The sequence below is a fragment of the Pantoea sp. YR525 genome, assembly GCF_900116775.1.
In the GTDB taxonomy this organism is placed as follows: Bacteria; Pseudomonadota; Gammaproteobacteria; order Enterobacterales; family Enterobacteriaceae; genus Pantoea; species Pantoea symbiotica.
The window spans coordinates 20,437-41,873 of record NZ_FPBU01000014.1 but is presented as its reverse complement, the minus strand read 5'-3'; the positions used below and the strand labels follow the sequence as shown (position 1 = coordinate 41,873).

Annotated in this window: 21 protein-coding genes; 13 read left to right on the top strand and 8 right to left on the bottom strand. The window is 55.8% G+C overall.

Annotated elements, in window-relative coordinates; all coding sequences use genetic code 11:
- Window positions 1-183: 183 nt before the first annotated feature.
- From aroK to trpS, 7 genes are all read left to right on the top strand, one after another.
- Window positions 184-705 carry a shikimate kinase AroK gene (gene aroK / locus BM323_RS22460; protein ID WP_008107887.1) on the top strand — a complete coding sequence of 174 codons (522 nt, stop codon included), beginning with the start codon at window positions 184-186 and terminating at the stop codon, window positions 703-705.
- Between the two features lie 39 nt (window positions 706-744).
- Window positions 745-1,833, top strand: a complete 1,089-nt coding sequence (gene aroB / locus BM323_RS22455) for a 3-dehydroquinate synthase (protein WP_008107886.1) — start codon at window positions 745-747, stop codon at window positions 1,831-1,833.
- Between the two features lie 61 nt (window positions 1,834-1,894).
- Entirely contained in the window at window positions 1,895-2,914 is a 1,020-nt protein-coding gene (locus BM323_RS22450; RefSeq protein WP_008107885.1) for an SPOR domain-containing protein, read from the top strand.
- Window positions 2,915-3,011: 97 nt separating this feature from the next.
- Window positions 3,012-3,824, top strand: a complete 813-nt coding sequence (dam, locus tag BM323_RS22445) for an adenine-specific DNA-methyltransferase (protein WP_008107884.1) — start codon at window positions 3,012-3,014, stop codon at window positions 3,822-3,824.
- 65 nt (window positions 3,825-3,889) lie between these two features.
- Window positions 3,890-4,573: a ribulose-phosphate 3-epimerase gene (rpe, locus tag BM323_RS22440; RefSeq protein ID WP_008107883.1), complete on the top strand. Its 684-nt coding sequence runs from the start codon at window positions 3,890-3,892 to the stop codon at window positions 4,571-4,573.
- Window positions 4,557-5,234 carry a phosphoglycolate phosphatase gene (locus BM323_RS22435; protein ID WP_008107882.1) on the top strand — a complete coding sequence of 226 codons (678 nt, stop codon included), beginning with the start codon at window positions 4,557-4,559 and terminating at the stop codon, window positions 5,232-5,234. The genes rpe and BM323_RS22435 overlap by 17 nt, the downstream gene beginning before the upstream one ends.
- Before the next feature lie 15 nt (window positions 5,235-5,249).
- A complete protein-coding gene (gene trpS / locus BM323_RS22430) occupies window positions 5,250-6,254 on the top strand; it encodes a tryptophan--tRNA ligase (RefSeq protein WP_008107881.1) in 1,005 nt (334 codons plus the stop codon).
- 49 nt (window positions 6,255-6,303) lie between these two features.
- Here trpS and BM323_RS22425 read toward each other — a convergent pair whose 3' ends face one another.
- The 5 genes from BM323_RS22425 to nirB all read right to left on the bottom strand — a co-directional run bounded on the left by BM323_RS22425 (window position 6,304) and on the right by nirB (window position 11,932).
- A complete protein-coding gene (locus tag BM323_RS22425; protein ID WP_008101792.1) occupies window positions 6,304-6,750 on the bottom strand; it encodes a hypothetical protein in 447 nt (148 codons plus the stop codon).
- 75 nt (window positions 6,751-6,825) lie between these two features.
- Complete coding sequence (gene cysG, locus BM323_RS22420; protein WP_008101794.1) at window positions 6,826-8,190, bottom strand: siroheme synthase CysG; 1,365 nt, start codon at window positions 8,188-8,190, stop codon at window positions 6,826-6,828.
- A gap of 44 nt (window positions 8,191-8,234) precedes the next feature.
- Complete coding sequence (nirC, locus tag BM323_RS22415) at window positions 8,235-9,038, bottom strand: nitrite transporter NirC (RefSeq protein ID WP_008101796.1); 804 nt, start codon at window positions 9,036-9,038, stop codon at window positions 8,235-8,237.
- Between the two features lie 30 nt (window positions 9,039-9,068).
- On the bottom strand, window positions 9,069-9,395 hold the full coding sequence (gene nirD / locus BM323_RS22410) for a nitrite reductase small subunit NirD (RefSeq protein WP_008101797.1): 327 nt from the start codon (window positions 9,393-9,395) through the stop codon (window positions 9,069-9,071).
- Window positions 9,392-11,932, bottom strand: coding sequence for a nitrite reductase large subunit NirB (nirB, locus tag BM323_RS22405; RefSeq protein WP_008101799.1), 2,541 nt, complete (start codon window positions 11,930-11,932; stop codon window positions 9,392-9,394). The genes nirD and nirB overlap by 4 nt, the downstream gene beginning before the upstream one ends.
- Window positions 11,933-12,304: 372 nt before the next feature.
- Here nirB and BM323_RS22400 point away from each other — a divergent pair, with 372 nt between their 5' ends.
- A complete protein-coding gene (locus BM323_RS22400; protein ID WP_008101800.1) occupies window positions 12,305-13,588 on the top strand; it encodes a cytosine deaminase in 1,284 nt (427 codons plus the stop codon).
- A 33-nt stretch (window positions 13,589-13,621) separates the two neighbouring features.
- Here BM323_RS22400 and tsgA read toward each other — a convergent pair whose 3' ends face one another.
- The gene (gene tsgA, locus BM323_RS22395; RefSeq protein ID WP_008101801.1) at window positions 13,622-14,800 is read right to left on the bottom strand and encodes an MFS transporter TsgA; all 1,179 of its coding nucleotides are present in this window, start codon (window positions 14,798-14,800) and stop codon (window positions 13,622-13,624) included.
- Window positions 14,801-15,062: 262 nt separating this feature from the next.
- Here tsgA and ppiA point away from each other — a divergent pair, with 262 nt between their 5' ends.
- The 5 genes from ppiA (at window position 15,063) to BM323_RS22370 (ending at window position 18,412) form a co-directional block, all read left to right on the top strand.
- Window positions 15,063-15,635, top strand: a complete 573-nt coding sequence (gene ppiA / locus BM323_RS22390; RefSeq protein ID WP_008101803.1) for a peptidylprolyl isomerase A — start codon at window positions 15,063-15,065, stop codon at window positions 15,633-15,635.
- 98 nt (window positions 15,636-15,733) lie between these two features.
- Window positions 15,734-15,904 (top strand): YhfG family protein, encoded by a 171-nt coding sequence (locus tag BM323_RS22385; RefSeq protein WP_008101805.1) that lies wholly within the window; start codon window positions 15,734-15,736, stop codon window positions 15,902-15,904.
- The gene (locus BM323_RS22380; RefSeq protein WP_008101806.1) at window positions 15,894-16,487 is read left to right on the top strand and encodes a putative adenosine monophosphate-protein transferase Fic; all 594 of its coding nucleotides are present in this window, start codon (window positions 15,894-15,896) and stop codon (window positions 16,485-16,487) included. Before BM323_RS22385 ends, BM323_RS22380 begins: the two co-directional genes overlap by 11 nt.
- Before the next feature lie 41 nt (window positions 16,488-16,528).
- A complete protein-coding gene (locus BM323_RS22375; RefSeq protein ID WP_008101808.1) occupies window positions 16,529-17,104 on the top strand; it encodes an aminodeoxychorismate synthase component II in 576 nt (191 codons plus the stop codon).
- 87 nt (window positions 17,105-17,191) lie between these two features.
- A complete protein-coding gene (locus tag BM323_RS22370) occupies window positions 17,192-18,412 on the top strand; it encodes a bifunctional acetylornithine/succinyldiaminopimelate transaminase (RefSeq protein ID WP_008101810.1) in 1,221 nt (406 codons plus the stop codon).
- Here the strand turns inward: BM323_RS22370 and BM323_RS22365 are convergent.
- Entirely contained in the window at window positions 18,409-20,487 is a 2,079-nt protein-coding gene (locus BM323_RS22365; RefSeq protein ID WP_008101812.1) for a YccS/YhfK family putative transporter, read from the bottom strand. The two genes, BM323_RS22370 and BM323_RS22365, sit on opposite strands and share 4 nt — an antisense overlap.
- A 58-nt stretch (window positions 20,488-20,545) precedes the next feature.
- Window positions 20,546-21,178: a cAMP-activated global transcriptional regulator CRP gene (gene crp / locus BM323_RS22360; RefSeq protein ID WP_003852956.1), complete on the bottom strand. Its 633-nt coding sequence runs from the start codon at window positions 21,176-21,178 to the stop codon at window positions 20,546-20,548.
- Between the last annotated feature and the right edge of the window lie 259 nt (window positions 21,179-21,437).

Below are 21,437 nucleotides of genomic sequence, written 5' to 3'. Positions count from 1 at the left end.
CGAACCACAGACCGGTCCTGTTAAGAGGTCGCCGGGGGCAATTTATTCGGTTGCCAAACGGCCATGAGTGTTGAGATAATTTTCCGTCTGACTCTTGTTAACGCTCATGAGGTCTCAGTTCCTGTCCCGCCAGCTACGCTGAACGCGGGGTATCATCAACGAATTCTTAGTAATACCGATAAAATGGCAGAGAAACGCAATATCTTTCTGGTTGGGCCGATGGGTGCCGGCAAAAGCACTATTGGTCGTCAGTTGGCTCAGCAACTCAATATGGAATTTTTCGATTCCGATCAGGAAATTGAGCGACGCACCGGAGCGGATGTAGGCTGGGTATTTGATGTGGAAGGCGAAGAAGGCTTCCGCGATCGTGAAGAAAAGATCATTAATGAGCTGACCGAGAAGCAAGGCATTGTCCTCGCGACCGGTGGCGGCTCAGTCAAATCCCGCGAGACCCGTAATCGTCTCTCCGCCCGCGGTGTGGTCGTATACCTTGAAACCACCATCGAAAAGCAACTTGCTCGAACCCAGCGTGATAAAAAGCGTCCGCTGTTGCAGGTTGAATCACCGCCGCGCGAAGTACTGGAAGCGCTCGCAGGTGAACGTAATCCGCTTTATGAAGAGATCGCTGATGTCACTATTCGCACTGACGATCAAAGTGCAAAAGTGGTGGCCAATCAGATCATCAACATGCTGGAAAAGAACTAATCCAGCGCCCTGAGGGCTCAGCAATAGGTATCGGTCATCATGGAGAAGATCACTGTCTCACTCGGGGATCGCAGTTACCCCATCACCATCGCTGCCGGACTGTTTAACGATCCGGCTTCTTTTTGGCCGCTCAAAGCAGGCGACAATGCCATGCTGGTGACAAACCAGACACTGGCGCCGAGCTATCTTGAATCTCTGTCAGCGCTGCTCAGCAATGCCGGCATTAAGGTAGATCAGGTCATTTTGCCTGATGGTGAGCAGTACAAAACGCTGGCGGTCATGGACGAGGTATTCACCGCGCTGCTGAAAAAGCCGCACGGTCGTGATACCACGTTGATTGCACTTGGTGGTGGCGTGATTGGTGACTTGACCGGCTTTGCTGCAGCCAGCTATCAGCGTGGTGTGCGCTTTATTCAGGTGCCGACCACGTTGTTGTCTCAGGTTGACTCCTCCGTCGGTGGAAAAACCGCGGTCAACCATCCACTCGGCAAAAACATGATTGGGGCGTTTTATCAGCCCGCGTCTGTCGTGGTGGATACCCATTGCCTGTCTACTCTGCCACCGCGCGAATTAGCGTCCGGTCTGGCGGAAGTGATCAAATACGGCATTATCCTTGATGGCGAATTCTTCCAGTGGCTGGAGCAGAACCTTGATGCTCTGCTGGCGCTGGATGAAAAGGCCCTGGCTTACTGCATCCGTCGCTGCTGCGAGCTTAAAGCAGAAGTGGTTGCGGCTGATGAGCGCGAAACCGGCGTACGTGCACTGCTCAATCTGGGCCATACTTTTGGTCATGCGATTGAAGCGCACATGGGTTACGGCAATTGGCTGCACGGCGAAGCGGTGTCGGCTGGCATGGTGATGGCCGCACGTACCGCTGAACGTTTAGGGCAGTTCACCTCTGCTGAAACCGATCGCATTATCGCGCTGCTGTTGCGTGCTGGTTTGCCTGTCCATGGCCCGGCGAGCATGGCGGCGGAAGATTATTTGCCACACATGATGCGCGATAAGAAAGTGCTGGCGGGCGAACTGCGTCTGGTGCTGCCTCTCGCTATTGGCCGCTCTGAAGTGCGTGGCGGTGTGGCACATGATATGGTGCTGGCAGCAATCAACGATTGCCAGAAACCCTGAATATTAGAAGTGAGTGGTGATGCGGCGTGTGGGAAGCGCGTCGTTTTACGGAGGAGGCTAAATGGATGAGTTCAAACCGGAAGACGAGTTAAAACCTGACGCCAGTGACCGCCGTCCGACGCGGCCACGCAAATCGTCTTCTGCGCCGAAAGTGAAAGTACCGGTTTCTCGTCAACATATGATGATGGGCATTGGTATTTTGGTTCTGCTGTTGGTGGTGCTGGGAATTGGTTCAGCATTAACCGGCCCAGACGAGAAGAAACCTGCAACCAATACCGCAAATAATGGCGCGGCACCTTCTGCCGGTGGCAGCGAAAAGAACATCGACCTTTCGGGATCGACGTCCATGAGCGGCCAGCAAAACGCCACGCCTTCTGCTGATGGCAGCGCACCGCAAAACACAGCGGGCAGCGACGGCCAATCCATCTCGATGCCATCAGTCTCCTCTACGCCGACGCAAGCTGCACCTGTGGATACGCCAGCCAACCAGCAGCGTGTCACGCTGCCGGGCGATCTCAATACTGCGCTGAATAATCAGCAAGGTTCTGTCGATGCCGCAGCACAAGGCGCGCAGGGTAATAGCTCGCTGCCAACCGCGCCGGCCACGGTCAGCGGCAACGGTAAAGCGATTACGCCACCCGCAATGCGTTCAGAAACCCCAGCGCGCACCAGCAACAACGGTACACGCGAGACGCACGCATCGACTCCGCACAAAACACCGGCCGCCACTAAACCGGCACCCGTGAAAGAGAACAACACCCGCACCACCGCGACGCGTAATTCCGCGCCTGCCAGTACCAGCGGTGCCAGCAAATCGCTGCCTTCGGGCGGAAATTACACGCTGCAGTTGAGCGGTGCGTCGAAAGAAGAGAGCCTGAACGCCTGGGCGAGAAAACAGAACCTGAGCGGTTATCACGTGTATAAAACCACGCGTAACGGCGAGCCTTGGTATGTGTTGGTGAGCGGCGCTTACGCCACGCCAGCCGATGCGAAACGCGCCGTGGCATCGCTGCCAGCGGAAGTGCGAGCAGCCAATCCGTGGGTAAAACCGCTTAGCCAGGTGAAGAAAGAAAGTCAGTAATGAGATGTGGGGCCGCAAACATGCGGCCCCGTTTAAAGCGCAGAGCTGCTGTCGGTTTCACCACAGCCAATAATTAAGATGTAATAACCACGACAGCATGAAAAAAAATCGCGCTTTCCTGAAATGGGCCGGAGGAAAATACCCGCTCCTTGATGACATCCGTCGTCATTTGCCACAAGGTGATTGTCTAATCGAACCCTTTGTCGGCGCCGGTTCCGTGTTCCTCAACACCGATTATGACCGCTATCACCTGGCGGACATCAACGGTGATCTCATCAATCTGTATAACATCGTCAAAACGCGAACTGCGGCTTTCATAGAAGACGCGCGTCAGCTCTTCAACGCTGAAGGCAACACGGCAGAAACCTACTACGCGCAGCGCATCGCCTTTAATGCGAGCAAAGATGAATATCAGCGCGCGGTGCTGTTCCTGTATCTCAATCGCCACGGTTATAACGGGCTTTGCCGCTACAATTTGCGCGGTGAATTTAACGTGCCATTTGGTCGTTATCGCAAGCCGTATTTCCCGGAAGCGGAGTTGTTATGGTTTGCCGAACGGGCGCAAAAAGCGACCTTTGTCTGTGAATCGTACGATGTTACTCTGAACAACGCCGTTGAAGGCTCAGTGGTTTATTGCGATCCGCCGTATGCACCGCTTTCGGCGACAGCGAATTTTACCGCTTACCACACCAACAGTTTTAGTCTGCGCGAGCAGCAGCATCTGGCGGAACTGGCCAATAAGCTGGCGCAGCAAAACCGCATCCCGGTACTGATTTCAAATCACGATACGCTGCTCACGCGTGAGTGGTATCAGAATGCGGATTTACACGTAGTCAAAGCCCGGCGTTCCATCAGCCGAAGCATAAGTGGTCGCACGCAAGTCGACGAACTGCTGGCGCTTTTCCGCTAGCCTGTTTCGTCCGCGACCAAGGCATTACGCCAGCTCAGGCTGGCGCACAAAATTGGGAGAATCGGATGAAACAATTTTTACTGGCCCCTTCAATTCTGGCTGCTGACTTCGCGCGTTTGGGTGAAGACACAGCTAAAGCGCTGGCGGCAGGTGGTGATGTGGTCCATTTCGATGTGATGGACAACCACTACGTTCCCAATCTGACGATGGGGCCGATGGTGCTGAAAGCGCTGCGCGATTACGGCATCACTGCACCTATTGATGTGCATCTGATGGTTAAACCTGTGGATGCATTGATCCCGGAATTCGCTAAAGCGGGCGCCACCTTCATCACTTTCCACCCGGAAGCCAGCGAGCATGTTGATCGCACGCTGCAGCTGATCAAAGAGCACGGTTGCAAAGCGGGTCTGGTATTCAACCCTGCGACGCCGCTCGACTACCTCGATTATGTGATGGATAAGCTGGATATCATTCTGCTGATGTCGGTGAACCCAGGCTTCGGCGGTCAATCCTTCATTCCCGGTACGCTCGACAAACTGCGTCAGGCGCGTCGCCTGATTGATGAGAGTGGCTACAACATTCGTCTGGAAGTGGATGGCGGCGTGAAGATCGATAACATCGGCCAGATTGCTGCCGCCGGTGCCGATATGTTTGTGGCCGGTTCCGCGATCTTCGGTCATCCGGATTACAAAAAAGTGATCGATGAGATGCGTGGCGAACTGGAGAAAGTTAATGGCTCATTTCACTGATATCCGCGCGCTGGCGTTTGATCTCGACGGTACGCTGGTTGATAGCGCGCCCGGTTTGTCACAAGCCATCGATCATGCGCTGAGCGATCTGCAGCTACCGCCGCCGGGTTTGGCATTGGCCTCGACCTGGATTGGTAACGGCGCTGACGTGATGATGACCCGCGCACTGACCTGGGCGCTGGGACGCGAGCCGCATGCCGAAGAGCAACGCGACGCGCGTGCGCTGTTTGATAAGTATTACGCGCAAACGGTGGAAGCGGGCAGCACGCTGTTCCCGCAGGTGAAGGAGACGCTGGCGGCCTTACAGGCGAAAGGCCTGCCGCTGGCGATCGTCACCAACAAGCCCACGCCGTTTGTGGCGCCGCTGCTGAAGTCGCTTGGAATTGACGAGTACTTCACGCAGATTATCGGCGGTGACGACGTAATTGTGAAAAAGCCCCATCCGGCGGCCATTTTCCTCGTCCTCGGCCATTTTGGCGTGCTTCCGGGACAATTGCTGTTTGTCGGCGATTCCCGCAATGATATTCTCGCGGCCCAGGCGGCAGGCGTACCGAACATCGGTATGACTTTTGGCTACAACTACGGTGAGCCGATTGCGACAAGCCAACCCGATTTAACTCTCGACTCTTTTGACGAACTTTTGCCCGCTATCGGGCTGTGATTATCAGGACATAACATGAGCAAACCCATCGTTTTCAGCGGCGCCCAGCCTTCCGGTGAACTGACCATTGGCAACTATATGGGTGCGCTGCGTCAGTGGGTGCAGATGCAGGATGATTTCCACTGCATTTACTGCATCGTCGATCTGCACGCCATCACCGTACGTCAGGATCCAACCGCGCTGCGTAAAGCCACGCTGGATACCTTAGCGCTCTATCTTGCCTGCGGCATCGATCCGGCGAAGAGCACCATCTTTGTTCAGTCGCACGTGCCAGAGCATGCGCAACTGAGCTGGGTGCTGAACTGTTACGCCTATTTCGGCGAACTGAGCCGCATGACGCAGTTTAAAGATAAATCCGCGCGCTACTCGGAAAACATCACCGCAGGCCTGTTTGATTATCCGGTGCTGATGGCGGCCGATATCCTGCTGTATCAAACCAATCAGGTACCGGTTGGCGAAGATCAGAAGCAGCATCTGGAGCTGAGCCGCGACATCGCCCAGCGTTTCAATGCGCTGTATGGCGATGTGTTCAAAGTGCCTGAGCCGTTCATTCCGAAATCGGGTGCACGCGTGATGTCGCTGCTTGAGCCGACCAAGAAAATGTCCAAGTCAGACGACAACCGTAATAACGTGATTGGTCTGCTGGAAGACACCAAAGCGGTGGTGAAGAAGATCAAACGCGCGGTAACTGATTCCGCCGAGCCGCCAGTGGTGCGCTACGACGTTAAAGAGAAGGCCGGCGTTTCTAACCTGCTGGATATTCTCTCGGGCGTGACCGGTAAAAGCATTGCGCAGTTGGAGCAAGAGTTCGAAGGCAAAATGTACGGCCACCTGAAAGGTGAAGTTGCTGAAGCGGTTTCTGGCATGCTGACCGAACTGCAGGAGCGTTATCATCGTTTCCGTAACGACGAAGAGCTGCTGAATCAGGTGATGCGTGATGGCGCAGCGAAAGCCCGCGCCCATGCGCAGGAAACGCTGAAGAAAGTGTACGAAGCGGTAGGTTTTGTCGCACAGCCGTAAGCGGCTAGCGGGATAGAACAGAACGGCGGGTCATTTAACCCGCCGTTTTTTATTTGATGCGATGTAACGCCAGTTCCGCGCCATCCCAGAACAAGCGGGCGTTACCGTCAGCCAGCACGCTGATCACCGCGCCTGGCGCAGGTCCCCACGCCTGATTGCCACAGCTCACATTGAAGCCATAACGGAAGGTGAAATCACGATCCTGTCCCGCGCCATTGGCGGCGCTGAGACGCGGTTTACCGTTGCAGTTATCGACAGAAGGATTGATGCTGCGCTCGTCAGTACCGCGCGTCCAGGTTATCGCATTTGGCTTAAACGCCACGCGCGCGCCCATAAACTGCGGATCATTCTTGATATACAGTTGGCCGACTTCCTTCTTAGGCGTTACCGCCACCACTTGCCATTCACCCACCACGTTCGACCAGGTAACGGGTGCAGCGGTAGCAACCGCGCTCAACGGCAATAACAACGCGCAAACCAGTGAAGCAACGCGCATGGAAACTCCTTATTGATGAGAAAGATGGCCTGTAGTCTGGCGACAAAGCGCAGCGCTGTACAGTTTTTTGCCGTGTCAGAACCAGCGTAACTGTGAACGCAGTTCCACTACGCGACCAACAATAATCAGAGCCGGACTGGCAAACTGCTGCGCCAGCGTGGCCAGTTCTGCCAGCGTTGCGGTCTCTACGCGCTGCTGCGGCGTGGTGCCATTCTGCACAATCGCTACCGGCATCGCAGCATCCATGCCGTGCTGTAACAGCTGCTGCTGGATTTCCGGCGCCTGCGCCAGCCCCATATAGAACACCAGCGTTTGCTGCTCTGCCGCCAGTTTGCGCCACTCGATTTCGCCGTGCTGCTGCAAATGACCGGTGACGAAACGCACGCTCTGCGCGTGGTCGCGATGCGTCAGCGGAATGCCGCTGTAGGCAGAACAGCCCGATGCGGCCGTAATACCCGGCACCACGCTAAACGGGATGTTATGCTGCGCCAGCAGTTCCAGCTCTTCACCACCGCGACCAAAGATAAAGGGATCGCCGCCTTTTAGTCGCACCACGCGCTTGCCGCTCTGCGCCTGCTCAAGCAAAACCTGGTTGATCTGCGATTGCGGTACGCAGTGATTGCCGGCTTGTTTGCCAACAAAGATGCGCTCCGCATCGCGGCGTACCAGATTGAGAATAGGCTCGGAGACTAAGCGGTCATACACCACCACATCGGCCTGCTGAATATGCTGCAAGCCTTTCAGCGTCAACAGTCCCGCATCGCCCGGCCCGGCGCCGACCAGTACCACTTCGCCTTGCTGCGACAGCGGCGCATCGAACAAGGTTTCGACGATGTGTTCCGCGCGTGGCCGATCGCTATTCGCCAGCGTTTGCGCCAGCCGGTCGCTCACGAAGAAGCGCTCCCAGAAAGCACGCCGCTGCGCCATGCTGTTAAAGGTGCGTTTGACGCGACTGCGCAGCGATCCGGCTAATGACGCTAACTCACCAAGATGTTGTGGCAGCATCGCTTCGAGTTTTTCGCGTAGTAAACGCGCCAGCACCGGCGCGCGACCGCCAGACGACACGGCAATCATCAGCGGCGAACGATCGACAATCGATGGCATTATCGCGCTGGCTTCCTGCGGTGCATCCACCAGATTGCAGAAGATGCGACGCAACTCCGCCGCATCGCCAACCTGCTGATTAACCGCATCATTATCGGTGGCGGCAATCACCAGCCAACAATCCTCGAGCCAGCGCTCATCAAACGCGCCGGGTAATAAGGTCACCTTTCCCTGTTGTGCCCACTGCTGAAAAGCAGGGGAGAAATCCAGCGCGCCAACCTGCAAATCGGCACCGGCGTCCAGCAACAAACGCGCTTTGCGTTCTGCTACATCGCCACCGCCAACCAGCAAACAGCGTTTGCCTTGCAGGCGGCAAAACAGCGGAAAGTAGTCCATAGCTCATCCTGAAAAAAGCCCGCGCAAGGCGGGCTGAAAAAGTGTTATGCCATTTTGAGCGGCGCGGCTTGCGCTTCAGCCTGCGGGCGCTGCGCCTGCGGTGTGGCGTACCAATAACCGAGGCCCATCAGCACCATGCCGGAGAACATATTGCCCAGCGTCACCCACAGCAAGTTGTGGCCGATGCCGCTCATTGTGAAGTCCGCATTATGCTGACCAAACCACGACAGCGCAAAGACCGTCATATTGGCAATCGAGTGTTCGTAGCCGGAAGCGATGAACGCCAGCAAACACCACCAGATGGCGATGAACTTCGCCGTTCCTTCGGTACGCACCGCCATCCAAATCGCCAGACAAACCAGCCAGTTACATAGCGCGCCTTTAAAGAATAGCGCCATGGCTGTCTGCGTGGTTTTCGCCAGCGCCGCGCTGTGCAGCAGCGATCCGGCATTCGGCAGCAGCGGACCCGCCGCATAGTAATAAATCAGTGCGACCAATACTGAACCGACAAGATTACCCAGCCAGGTTTGCGGCAGAACGCACCACATCTGGCCTTGCTTGATGCTGCCGGCTTTCACGCCGATGGTCAGAAACATAGTGTGACCGGTGAACAGCTCGGAACCGGCGATGATCACCAGCGTTAAGGCGATACCGAAAGTCGCGCCCATCAGCAGCGGACGATAAGCCGGTTCGACCAGATTGCCGAGCGTGAAGATCAGGATAATCGCCAGGCCAACATAGGCGCCCGCCATCGCCGAGCTGATCCAGAAGGCCAGCGGGCTGTGCTGCGCCGTACGCACAATGCGCGCCGCGTTGGCGGCGCATTTATTCAGGGTGTCAGTAAACATAGTGACGTCTCATAAAGTGAAGGAATGCTGTCAGGCGCAGATCTCGACCTTGCCATCGCGAACGCGCACCGGATAGCTCGCCACCGAGCGCGCTTCGTCTTCCAGACAAAAGCCATCGCTCAGGCGGAAGCGCTGTTTCTTCAGTGGACTTGCCACCCACAGCGCCTGCTGGTGCTCCGCAATCAGGCCGCGTGACAACACGCTGGCCTGGGCGAAAGGATCGATATTGCTTAAGGCGTAGAGTTGCTCATCGTCATGCGGACGAAAGATGGCAATCTGCTGGCCGTTGATCAGCGCGCAAACGCCGGTCGCAGGCAGAATTTGGCTGAGTTCACACACCGAATGCCACTGGCTCATGCGTCGATCTCCTCAATCAGAGTGACCGCAATGCGCTCGGCGGGTTGCGCCGGACGATGCTGATCGCGTTGGTTGATATGCTGCACCAGCGGATCGCGCCGATCGCTGTTGATAAAGGTGCTGAAGTGGCGCTGCTGTTGTGGATCCTGCACCGTTGCGGTCCACTCACATTCCACCGCCGCGCGCAGACGCGCCAGCTCCGTTTCCAGCTGTGTATTCAGGCCGAGTTTGTCATCGATAATCACGCTGCGCAGATAATCAATGCCGCCGTCCATGCTTTCCAGCCACAGCGAGGTGCGCTGCAGGCGGTCGCCGGTGCGAATGTAGAACATCATGAAGCGGTCGAGATAGCTCAGCAGCGTATCGCGATCGAGATCGGCGGCCAGCAAATCGGCGTGACGTGGCTTCATGCCGCCGTTGCCGCACACATACAGGTTCCAGCCTTTCTCGGTGGCGATGACGCCAACGTCTTTGCCCTGCGCTTCGGCGCATTCGCGCGTGCAGCCGGAGACGCCAAACTTCATCTTGTGCGGGGTGCGAATGCCTTTGTAGCGATGCTCCAGCTCAATGCCGAAGCCGAGGCTGTCGCCCACGCCAAAGCGGCACCAGACGCTGCCGACGCAGGTTTTCGCCATGCGCAGCGCTTTTGCATACGCTTGTCCGGTTTCAAAACCGGCATCAATCAGCTGCGTCCAGATAGCCGGCAGATCGTCGCGCTGCGCACCAAACAGGCCAATACGCTGCGAGCCGGTGATTTTGGTGTAGAGATTGTACTGGCGCGCCACGGCGCCAATCGCCATCAATCCTTCCGGCGTGATTTCGCCACCGGCCGAACGCGGAATCACTGAGTAAGTGCCGTCTTTCTGGATATTGCCGAGGAACAGGTCGTTGCTGTCCTGCAGCGGCGCGAGCTGTGGCTTCAGCACATATTCGTTCCAGCAGGACGCCAGCAGCGAACCGACCGTCGGTTTACACACTTCGCAGCCGTAGCCCTGACCATATTTAGCCAGTAGCGCGTCGAACGATGTGATCTCTTCCACGCGAATCAGGTGATACAGCTCCTGACGCGAGTAAGAGAAGTGCGCGCACAAATGATTGTTGACCTCGATGCCCTGACGGCTCAGTTCAGCGTTCAGTACCTGAGTAATTAACGGAATGCAGCCGCCGCAGCCGGTTCCGGCGCGGGTTTCGGTTTTCAGCGCCGCGACGGTGTGGCAACCGCCTTGCACCGCTTTGACGATATCGCCTTTGCTGACGTCGAAGCAGGAGCAGATTTGCGCGCTGTCCGGCAGCGCATCAGCGCCCATCACCGGCTTCTCGCCGCTGCCTGCGGGCAGGATCAGCAAGGCCGGATTTTCCGGTAACGTGATGTTATTCAGCGCCAGCTGCAGCAGATTGCCGTAATCGCTGGTGTCACCGACTAATACCGCGCCGAGCAGCGTGCGGTTATCTTCGCTGACGATCAGGCGCTTATAGATATTTTTCTGCTCGTCGAGCCACACGAAGCTGCGCGCGCCCGGCGTGCGGCCATGCGCATCACCAATTCCGCCCACATCAACGCCCAGCAGTTTCAGCTTGGCGCTCATATCCGCGCCGGCAAACGCGTTATCGCGGCCAATCAATCGGTCGCTGGCGACCTGCGCCATCTTGTAACCCGGCGCGACTAAACCATAAATACGGTTCTGCCAGGCGGCACATTCACCAATCGCAAAGATGTGCGCATCGCTGGTCTGGCAGTTATCGTCAATGGCGATACCGCCGCGTGCGCCAAGTTGCAGGCCGCACTGTTTGGCGAGCTTGTCCTGTGGGCGAATGCCGGTGGAGAAGACGATGAAATCGACATCCAGCGCGCTGCCGTCAGCAAACTCCAGCGTTTTACCGCCTTGTGGATGATGGACGATCTGCTGGGTGTTTTTACCGGTGTGAACGCGCACGCCCATCTGCTCAATCTTACGGCGCAGCTGCTCGCCACCTTGAGGATCGAGCTGTTCCGCCATCAGCACCGGCGCGAACTCAATGACGTGGGTTTCGACGCCAAGGTTTTTCAGCGCACCTGCCGCTTCCAGTCCTAACAGGCCGCCGCCAATCACCGCGCCGCGTTTGCTGCGGCGTGAACAGGCTTCGATGGCGTTGAGATCTTCAATGGTGCGATAGACATAGCAATCGCTGCCTTCCGCGCCTTTAATCGGTGGAATCCACGGATAAGAGCCGGTGGCGAAAATCAGCGTGTCGTAATGCACCGCGCGACCGGTATTCGAGTGAATCAGTTTTTCGTCGCGGTTGATGGTGATGGCACGTTCGCCGAGCAGCAACTTTACCTGATGCTTTTCGTAATAACCTTCGCGAACCAGCGAGAGTTCTTCGGCGGTGTGATGGGAAAAATAGGCGGAAAGGTGGACGCGGTCATAGGCGACGCGGGGCTCTTCACAGAAAACGGTTATCGCAAACTCATTGGATTGATCTTTGTCGATAAGTTCTTCTATAAAGCGGTGGCCGACCATGCCGTTGCCAATAATAACGACACTGTGCTTGCTCATGCTTGCCTCAAAAATTGCGGTATCTGCGCCTACCTTAACTCGGCGCTTTTGGCGCTTATTGATGTACATCAAGCGCGCCCCTATATACCCATTTTGAGGTATGTGGCTGATTTTGAACGAATTAGTTAAGTGGCTTATTTGGCTGATTATTGTTCTGGTTGCCATAAATGGCGTAATGCCGCTCAATTAAGCAATAAATTGCATATGTAAGTAGGTGCGCATGAATGCGCACCCTACAAAATCACCGTAGGGTCGCCATTCATGGCGACCGATTCACGCTTATCTGACAAGCCTTACGCCATACGTGGCGACCCTACGTTGGTTTCCCTTTTTCGTGCTAGCTTTAGGCTTTGTGTTTTACAGGAGTACGGCATGGCAAACCCGTCACTGAAGTGGATCAACAACCTGCGCTTAGCGGGCCAGCAGGGCTTGTGGCAGATCGAAATCGATAACGGCAAGATTGCGCAGATTAGCCCGCAGCCGCCGCAAACCGCAGCACAGCCGGACGCGCTGGATGCGGAGGGCGGACTGGCGAGCGCACCGTTTATCGAGCCGCATATTCACCTCGACACCACGCAAACCGCCGGCGAACCTGCGTGGAACCAATCCGGCACGTTGTTTGAAGGCATCGAACGCTGGGCGGAGCGCAAAGCGCTGCTGAGCCATGACGATGTGAAACAGCGCGCGCAGCAAACCCTGAAATGGCAAATCGCCAACGGTATTCAGCATGTGCGTACTCACGTGGATGTCTCCGATCCCACGCTCACCGCGTTAAAGGCGATGCTGGAAGTGAAAGCGGAAATGGCGCCATGGATCGACATCCAGATTGTGGCGTTTCCGCAGGAAGGCATTCTCTCTTATCCCAACGGGGAAGCCTTGCTGGAAGAGGCGCTGCGTATGGGCGCGGATGTGGTGGGCGCGATTCCGCACTACGAATTCACCCGCGAATACGGCGTGGAGTCGCTGCATAAAACCTTTGCGCTGGCTAATCGCTACGATCGGCTGGTGGATGTGCACTGCGACGAGATCGACGATGAGCAATCGCGCTTTGTCGAAACCGTGGCAGCGCTGGCGCATCGCGATGGCAACGGCGAGCGCGTCACCGCCAGCCACACCACGGCGATGCACTCATACAATAATGCCTACACGTCGCGGCTGTTCCGTCTGCTTAAGCTCTCAAATATCAACTTTGTTGCCAATCCGCTGGTGAATATCCACCTGCAAGGGCGCTTTGATAGCTATCCGAAACGTCGCGGCATCACGCGGGTGAAAGAGCTGCTGGAAGCGAACATCAACGTCTGTTTTGGGCACGATGATGTGTTCGATCCCTGGTATCCGCTCGGCACTGCCAGCATGTTGCAGGTGCTGCATATGGGATTGCATGTTTGCCAGTTGATGGGCTACGAGCAGATTGATAATGGCTTGCAGCTGATTACCGCGAACAGCGCCAAAACCATGCAGCTGGCGAATTACGGTATTGAGGCGGGTAATGATGCCAGTTTGATTATTCTGCCAGCGGAGAGTGGATTTGATGCGGTGCGGCGTCAGGTGCCGGTACGTTATTCACTGCGCAAAGGCGTGTTGGTGGCAGCGACGCAGCCCGCCAGCAGCGAGATCTATTTAGCGGAAAAAGAAGCGGTAACCTTTAAACGTTGAAGAGCAGGGCGGACCGAAATCCGCCCATCAAACTTAGTGCGTTACGTGGCCGTGCTGGCGATGTTTGGTCACAAAGCCGAGCAGTACACACATCACAAACACCACGGCGTACAAACCGTTAGCGGTAGAGAGCGCGGCATGTGCGCCACCTTGCGCCACGATTGGGCCGGTAACCACGAACGTCAGCATGGTGCCGACGGTACCGCAGGTCAGGATGAAGTTCACCAGCTTCGGTGAAGAGACTTTGGTTTGCAGCGATCCCAGCGTGATGATGGTGGTGTAAATCGCGCTTGAGCTGAAGCCCAGCGTCATGATGATCCAGTGCAGCATGCTGGCGTCTTTAGAGGTGACAAACCAGTACATCAAACCGGTCGCCAGCGCGGCCAGCACCATCAGGATGCGCTGCAGATCGAAGAAGCGCAGCACGAAGCTGAACACCCACATGCCGACCATGTACGCGGTCCAGAAGTTACCCACCAGTTGACCAGCTGCAGCGATATCCATGCCCATCGATTTGGTGGCGTATTCTGGCACCCACGAAATAAAGCCGAGCTGACCGAGGATGTAGCACAGCGCAGCAATCGACAGGAACAGCACGCCGATGCCCCATTTCTCTTTCTCAACGCCTGGCTTAGCCGCTTCGCTTTTCAGCACCGGGAACTCAATGAACAGCGTCAGCACAAAGATGGCTACATAAATGATGCCGATGCAGGCGTAAACCCAATACCACGGCAGCGCGCGCGCCAGCAGAATACCGGCGATGATCGGGAAAATGGTGCCCGCCATGCTGAAGAACGAATCGGTAAACAGCAGACGTGCGCCGCGCTGACGGCCATCGTACAGATGGGTGATCAGGAAGGTACCAATCGACATGGTGATGCCGCTCACCACGCCGAGGATGAACATGCACAGTGAGAAGACGGTGAGATCGTGGCTGGTCATCAGACCCGCAACGGCGAGGATCATCAGCACAAAGCCAAAGATCAGCTGGCGCTTCAACGGCACAATCACCATCAGCCAGGCGTTCAGGAACACCGACACCAAAATGCCCGCATTAAGGAATGTGAAGGTGTTGCTCATTTCTGAAATAGGGCGCTGGAAATACTGCGCGATATTGTCCAGCACCATACCGGTAACGATCACCAGTGCGCCGGTGAGCGCATAGGAGAAATAGCTAATCCAGGTAAGGCCAATGCGATTACGGTTTGTCATGTTCTGAACCTGTTAAGCGCCGAGATTGGCAAAAAGTGTCATGAATTGTAAGTGTTGCTGTGATCTTAATAAACAACGAGTGTAACAAGGCGGAAATATTTCATTGAGAGTGTGATTTTCGTCACGCAAATGATTGCGTGGCGGCAAAAGTATGACAATAGCAACATCCGCGTAAATATCGGTAAAACGCTGGCTCTTGGATCACATGCTCTTTACAATCAATCTCGTTTTTGAGCTAGCTCTCCATGGTAAGGAATCTTTCATGCTTAAACGTACTTTGACAGCGGCGGTTGCCCTGTTAGCGCTCTCTTCTGTATCTTCTGCCGCGCTTGCCGCAAAAGGGGATCCACATGTGCTGCTCACCACCTCTGCGGGCAATATTGAACTCGAACTGAACAACCAGAAAGCCCCGGTTTCGGTGAAAAACTTCGTTGATTACGTCAACAATGGTTTCTACAACAACACCATTTTCCACCGCGTGATCCCTGGTTTTATGATTCAGGGCGGTGGTTTCACTACCGATATGCAGCAGAAGCAAACGGTAGCGCCGATCAAAAACGAAGCCGACAACGGCTTGCGTAATCTGCGCGGCACCATTTCGATGGCGCGTACCGCAGATAAAGATAGCGCCACCAGCCAGTTCTTCCTCAACGTAGCCGATAACGCCTTCCTCGATCACGGTCAGCGTGATTTTGGTTATGCGGTGTTTGGTAAAGTTGTGAAAGGCCAGGATGTAATCGACAAGATTGCGCAGGTCCCGACTAAAGATGTCGGTCCGTACCAAAATGTGCCGTCAAAACCGATTGTTATCCTCTCCGCCAAAGTCCTGCCTTAATTCTTAAACGCGCCGTTTTTCACTGGCGCGTCATTTGCACTCCGGCAAAGCAAAAAATTGCTGCTTATACTTAGGGCTCACTGCTTGCCGGAGGCGCTATGACCAGCAAACTCACCGAGAAACAGAAAGCCACCTTGTGGCAGCAGCGCCGTGCTGCGAGCTATCAAGCCAGTTGCCGCCTGGCCGGTTACACGTCCAGTGAGCCGCTCATCGAGGCCGAACATGCCGAAGAACGCCTGGCGTCACTGAGGAGGCAATATGGCGGATAACAGCTTAGCGGTACGCGATCCCTATCTGTGGCACAACGACAGCGTGCTGAAGAATCGTCTCGATATTCATGATGAAGCCCAGCTGCGCAAAGCGGAACTGGCGTTCAGCACCGCGCGCCTGGCGACGTTAGAACTTGGCCAGCGCAGCATCGGTTTGCCGCGCCTATGTCACATTCATCGTACGCTGTTTCAGGATCTCTACAGCTGGTCGGGAGAATTGCGCACCATCGACATCTGGCGCGATGAAACGCCGTATTGTCATTGCGAGTACATTGAGAAAGAGGGCAACACGCTGATGCAGGCGCTGGAGGAAGAGCGCGGCTTGGCTGACCTTGAGCAGGAACTTTTCGTGGCGCGCATTGCGCATTACTACTGTGAGATCTTCGTACTGCACCCGTTCCGCGCCGGCAATGGCCGCGCGCAGCGCATCTTCTTCGAGCAGCTGGCACTGCATGCCGGTTATCAGCTTGCGTGGGAAACGCTCGAACGCGATGAATGGCGCGCCGCAATTTCGGCTGGCGTTGCGGGCGATTTAGCGCCGCTTTCCGCGCAGTTTGCGAAAGTGGTGAGCCCGGCGAACTAAAATGGGTAGAATAGCGCCGCTTTTACTGGCCTGAGGGCGCTATGCTGCTGCTAATCGATAACTACGACTCCTTCACCTGGAATCTCTACCAGTACTTTTGCGAACTGGGCGCGGAGGTGCGCGTGGTGCGCAATGACGCCATTACGCTGGATGAGATGGCAGCGCTGCCGCTGACGCATCTGGTGATTTCGCCGGGCCCGTGTACGCCGGATCAATCTGGCATCTCGCTCGCGGCGATTCGCCATTTCGCCAGGTGCGTGCCGATCCTCGGCGTTTGCCTTGGGCATCAGGCGATTGCGCAAGCTTACGGTGCGCAGGTGGTGCGCGCGCGCCAGGTGATGCATGGCAAAACCTCGCTGATCCAGCACACTAATCAAGGTGTGTTTCGCGATCTGAATAATCCGCTTACCGTGACGCGCTATCACTCATTGATTGTGGCGCGCGATACGCTGCCCGCTGAGTTTGAAGTCACCGCGTGGACCCTGCGCGACGGCCAGCCGGATGAGATCATGGGTTTCCGCCATCGCAGCTTGCCGCTGGAAGGCGTGCAGTTCCATCCGGAAAGCATCCTCAGTGAGCAAGGGCATCAGCTACTGGCTAATTTCCTCAACGCGTAACTTATGTTTGCCTTCGTGTGATTTTTTATGCATATTTTGTGATTATATTTTCACATCAGCTCAACAAATAACCCGATGAGGTCGTCAATGGCAGCGGAAAAACTAGCGGTAACCCGGGAAACGTTCGATAACGTTATTTTGCCTGTTTATGCACCTGCGCAGTTTGTGCCGGTAAAAGGTAAAGGCAGCCGAGTGTGGGATCAGCAGGGCAAAGAGTATATCGATTTCTCTGGCGGGATCGCGGTGACTGCATTGGGGCATTGTCATCCGGCGCTGGTGGAAACGCTGAAAACCCAGGGCGAAACGCTGTGGCACACCAGCAACGTGTTCACCAACGAACCGGCGCTGCGTCTGGCGAGTAAACTGATTGCCGCGACCTTTGCCGATCGGGTGTTTTTCGGTAACTCCGGCGCGGAAGCCAACGAAGCGGCATTCAAGCTGGCGCGTTATTACGCCTGCAAAAAACACAGCCCGTTCAAAAGCAAAATCATTGCCTTCCATAACGCTTTCCACGGCCGCACGCTGTTCACCGTGTCGGTTGGCGGCCAGCCGAAATACTCCGATGGTTTCGGTCCAAAACCGGCGGATATCGTGCATGTGCCATTCAACGATCTCGATGCGGTAAAAGCGGTGATTGATGATCACACCTGCGCCATCGTGGTCGAGCCAATTCAGGGTGAAGGCGGCGTGATGCCGGCCACGCCAGAATTTATGCAAGGTCTGCGCGCGCTGTGCGATGAACACAATGCGCTGCTGGTGCTGGATGAAGTGCAGAGCGGCATGGGACGTAGCGGTAAACTGTTTGCGTATGAGCATTACGGTATCAAGCCCGATATTATTACCAGCGCGAAAGCGCTGGGCGGCGGTTTCCCGGTGAGCGCGATGTTGACCACCAACGATATTGCCTCGGTGATGGCGCCGGGCGTTCACGGCACCACTTACGGCGGTAATCCGCTGGCCTGTGCCATCGCTGAAACTGCGCTGGATATCATCAATACGCCAGAAGTGCTGGAAGGCGTGGAAGCGCGTCGTCAGCAGTTTGTTGAAGCGCTGCAAGCTATCGACAGCAAGTTCGATATTTTCAGCGAAATTCGCGGCAAAGGGCTGCTGATTGGTGCCGCGCTGAAGCCGCAGTTCGCCAGCAAGGCGCGTGACATCCTCAATGCTTCTGCAGCGGAAGGGCTGATGATTCTCACCGCTGGCACCGACGTGATTCGTTTTGTGCCGTCGCTGGTGATTGAACCTACCGATATCGCCGAAGGCATGACGCGTTTCGCCAGCGCGATTGAAAAGGTGCTGGCTGCTTAATCCGCTTTCGGACGTAACACCTTGAGCCAGCGACCATGATGCGGTCGCTGGCTCCACGCCAGCGATGAGATGGTATGCATCACGCTGAGGTGCTGCAAAATCCGCTTCACATGCTGTTCGACAATCGTCACCGGCCCTTCATTCAGATTCTCCGGCGCTTCCAGAATATTGCTGTCGTTGCCCGGTCCGTCATACGCCAGCCGCTGCTGACAACGCTGCAGCGCGATTTCACAGGATTGCAGATAACGTTCCGCCAGCTTGGCCGTCAACATGGTGTGCTCACGCGCCAGAATCGTCATGGCGTTAATATGCTCGACGATGAACTGACTGTGCGTAACCCACATGCGCATATCTTTCAGATATTGCAGGTTAAAGCCCGGCTCGCTCGATGCCTGGTTCAATGAATTGAACAGCGCGTTGTGCGCCTGATTAACCTTCATGCGCTGATAAGCCAGTTTCTCCGGCGACTGTTCCGGCCCCAACAGCATTCGCAGCGCTTCCTGATAGGCTTCCAGCGCATCGTGCGCGTTCTTGCGCAGTAGCCCGCTTTGCCACTGCGGCCACAGCCAAATCATCCCGGCGAAGGCAATTAAACAGCCCATCAAGGTATCCATCATGCGCGGCAGCAGAAACTGTGCACCGTTGAGCGACAGCAGCTGCAGCGAATACACCGCCGTGACGGTGAAGCCAATCATCGACCAGCCGTAATATTTCCGCGTGATCAGATAACTCGCCAGCGTGATCCCCAGCATAAACAGCAGCGTGATCGATTCCGGTACCGCCAGCCGTAACGAGGCGGCGGCGATCAGCAAACCGGCAAAGGTGCCCAGCGCACGGTGCTGGATGCGCACGCGCGTCGCGCTGTAACCGTTCTGGCTGACGAACATGATGGTCATCAGAATCCAGTAAGGTTTGGGGATGTTAAAGAACAGCGCCAGCGCGCTGCCAAACATCAGCATTACGGCGAAGCGTGCCGCGGTGCGTAACGCGGTGGATTTGAATGACAGATAACTGCGCAGCGCCGGTAACAGCGGCAACCGGCGCTGGCGATCGGCCATCAGGTCACGCGTGTAGAGCGGCTTCTGCGTACGCAATACGCGGGCGATGCGGCTGAAGTGATACAGGCAGAAGTTGCCGACCGGATTATCCGGATGCTGGCGCGCAATTTTCTCCAGCGCGCCGAGCTGTTTCTCCATGTGGAAACGGTCTGGCAGCTGATGGTAGAGAATCGCATCCGCCAGCACGCGCAGTCGCGCCGAGATGATTTTGGCGTTCCAGCGAATCACCGCTTCGGCGTGGCTCTCTTCAACCAGCTTCTGCACCTCTTCCGGCTGATGCAAACTCACCGAGATGTGTTCCTGTAAATCCAGCGCCACCTGGAAAGCGCGCGTCAGGCGTTTGTGGCTGTTATCGCGGCTGGCCGACAGCATATGCATTTGCTGGTAGCAGGTGGTGATGAGATCGACCGCCTTTTGCTGACGCGCCAGCAGCGGCGGCAGCGCTTTTTCTGGATCAGTCAGCTGCGTCAGTAAGGTGTATTTAGCATCGCAATAATCCGCCAGTTCGCGGAACAGCAGGCTGAGCGACTCGCGCATCGGCTGCTCTTTCCACAGCCAGAACCAGAACCAGTTGAATAAGCCGTACCACAGCGTGCCGCCAATGTAGAGCAGCGGCGGCACCCACATCGGCATGCGTCCCACTAAGCTGAGCGTAAAGATGGCGGCTATCAAAGTTGCGGGCAGCAAGCGCGCATGCAGCGGGCCGATTTCGCCGGTTACGCCAATCAGCAGCGGCAGCGCCAGCAAAATCAGCGGCAGCGGAATCTGGTAAGCGGTGAGGATTTGCATCAGGAAACTGCCGGTGGCAAACAGCGAGCCACCCACAATCAGGCGTTTGAAAAAGCGTTTGTGCGGCGTATCCAGCCCCGCCATGTTGCAGCAGGCCGGCACTAATGAGAACAGCAGACCTTTTTGCAGATCGCCAAACAGCCAGCCGAGAGCCACAGGCAGGCACAGCACCAGCGTTTGCCGCAGCGCATAGTTAACTTCGGGATGATAGATGATTCGGCGCCACATCAGCTCATCGCAAATAGAAACGGCGCGATGTTGCCATCACGCCGTGGGTGAGAAGAAATTAGCGGGTGCCGTAAACGACGATGGTTTTACCGTGTGCGGAGATCAGGTTTTGATCTTCCAGCATTTTCAGGATACGACCCACGGTTTCGCGTGAGCAGCCCACGATCTGACCAATCTCCTGACGGGTGATTTTGATTTGCATCCCGTCTGGGTGAGTCATCGCATCTGGCTGTTTGGCCAGATTTAGCAGCGTTTGCGCGATACGTCCGGTTACATCGAGGAAGGCAAGGTTGCCCACTTTCTCAGATGTGACTTGCAGACGACGCGCCATTTGCGACGAAAGTCGCATTAAAATATCCGGGTTTACCTGAATCAGCTGACGGAATTTTTTGTATGAAATTTCAGCCACTTCGCAGGCAGACTTCGCACGTACCCAGGCACTACGTTCCTGGCCTTCTTCGAAAAGACCGAGTTCGCCGATGAAATCTCCCTGATTGAGGTAGGAGAGAATCATCTCTTTGCCTTCTTCATCTTTAATCAGTACCGCTACGGAACCTTTTACGATGTAGTACAGCGTTTCCGCTTTCTCACCCTGATGGATGAGCGTGCTTTTGGATGGATATTTGTGAATATGGCAATGGGACAGGAACCATTCGAGTGTAGGGTCTGTTTGCGGTTTGCCGAGAACCATTCGCTATTATCCTCTGTTGTAATCGTGCCCAAAATACAGGGGGCATTTTTCCCTGTCAGGCGGTTTAATCGTCGAGCGTTTCCAGTAAAGGAAAAATTATTCCGGGTGGACTCTTAAGCTACGCTTTTGATTCTTCCGGCCTTCGTCTGTGATGACGAAAATATTTTCAGCACTGTTTGTAGCACAGCTTTTGCGAGCTGTCTTGTGTTGTCTCGCTTCAGCAGAAGGGGGATTACTCTGGATTGCTGTTTGTCAGGTG

What these genes read in the sequence shown, in the direction of transcription:
- aroK (WP_008107887.1), top strand. Translation starts at nt 184, where the DNA reads ATGGCAGAGAAACGCAATATCTTTCTGGTTGGGCCGATGGGTGCCGGC.
- aroB (WP_008107886.1), top strand. Translation starts at nt 745, where the DNA reads ATGGAGAAGATCACTGTCTCACTCGGGGATCGCAGTTACCCCATCACC.
- BM323_RS22450 (WP_008107885.1), top strand. Translation starts at nt 1,895, where the DNA reads ATGGATGAGTTCAAACCGGAAGACGAGTTAAAACCTGACGCCAGTGAC.
- dam (WP_008107884.1), top strand. Translation starts at nt 3,012, where the DNA reads ATGAAAAAAAATCGCGCTTTCCTGAAATGGGCCGGAGGAAAATACCCG.
- rpe (WP_008107883.1), top strand. Translation starts at nt 3,890, where the DNA reads ATGAAACAATTTTTACTGGCCCCTTCAATTCTGGCTGCTGACTTCGCG.
- BM323_RS22435 (WP_008107882.1), top strand. Translation starts at nt 4,557, where the DNA reads ATGGCTCATTTCACTGATATCCGCGCGCTGGCGTTTGATCTCGACGGT.
- trpS (WP_008107881.1), top strand. Translation starts at nt 5,250, where the DNA reads ATGAGCAAACCCATCGTTTTCAGCGGCGCCCAGCCTTCCGGTGAACTG.
- BM323_RS22425 (WP_008101792.1), bottom strand. Translation starts at nt 6,750, where the DNA reads ATGCGCGTTGCTTCACTGGTTTGCGCGTTGTTATTGCCGTTGAGCGCG.
- cysG (WP_008101794.1), bottom strand. Translation starts at nt 8,190, where the DNA reads ATGGACTACTTTCCGCTGTTTTGCCGCCTGCAAGGCAAACGCTGTTTG.
- nirC (WP_008101796.1), bottom strand. Translation starts at nt 9,038, where the DNA reads ATGTTTACTGACACCCTGAATAAATGCGCCGCCAACGCGGCGCGCATT.
- nirD (WP_008101797.1), bottom strand. Translation starts at nt 9,395, where the DNA reads ATGAGCCAGTGGCATTCGGTGTGTGAACTCAGCCAAATTCTGCCTGCG.
- nirB (WP_008101799.1), bottom strand. Translation starts at nt 11,932, where the DNA reads ATGAGCAAGCACAGTGTCGTTATTATTGGCAACGGCATGGTCGGCCAC.
- BM323_RS22400 (WP_008101800.1), top strand. Translation starts at nt 12,305, where the DNA reads ATGGCAAACCCGTCACTGAAGTGGATCAACAACCTGCGCTTAGCGGGC.
- tsgA (WP_008101801.1), bottom strand. Translation starts at nt 14,800, where the DNA reads ATGACAAACCGTAATCGCATTGGCCTTACCTGGATTAGCTATTTCTCC.
- ppiA (WP_008101803.1), top strand. Translation starts at nt 15,063, where the DNA reads ATGCTTAAACGTACTTTGACAGCGGCGGTTGCCCTGTTAGCGCTCTCT.
- BM323_RS22385 (WP_008101805.1), top strand. Translation starts at nt 15,734, where the DNA reads ATGACCAGCAAACTCACCGAGAAACAGAAAGCCACCTTGTGGCAGCAG.
- BM323_RS22380 (WP_008101806.1), top strand. Translation starts at nt 15,894, where the DNA reads ATGGCGGATAACAGCTTAGCGGTACGCGATCCCTATCTGTGGCACAAC.
- BM323_RS22375 (WP_008101808.1), top strand. Translation starts at nt 16,529, where the DNA reads ATGCTGCTGCTAATCGATAACTACGACTCCTTCACCTGGAATCTCTAC.
- BM323_RS22370 (WP_008101810.1), top strand. Translation starts at nt 17,192, where the DNA reads ATGGCAGCGGAAAAACTAGCGGTAACCCGGGAAACGTTCGATAACGTT.
- BM323_RS22365 (WP_008101812.1), bottom strand. Translation starts at nt 20,487, where the DNA reads ATGTGGCGCCGAATCATCTATCATCCCGAAGTTAACTATGCGCTGCGG.
- crp (WP_003852956.1), bottom strand. Translation starts at nt 21,178, where the DNA reads ATGGTTCTCGGCAAACCGCAAACAGACCCTACACTCGAATGGTTCCTG.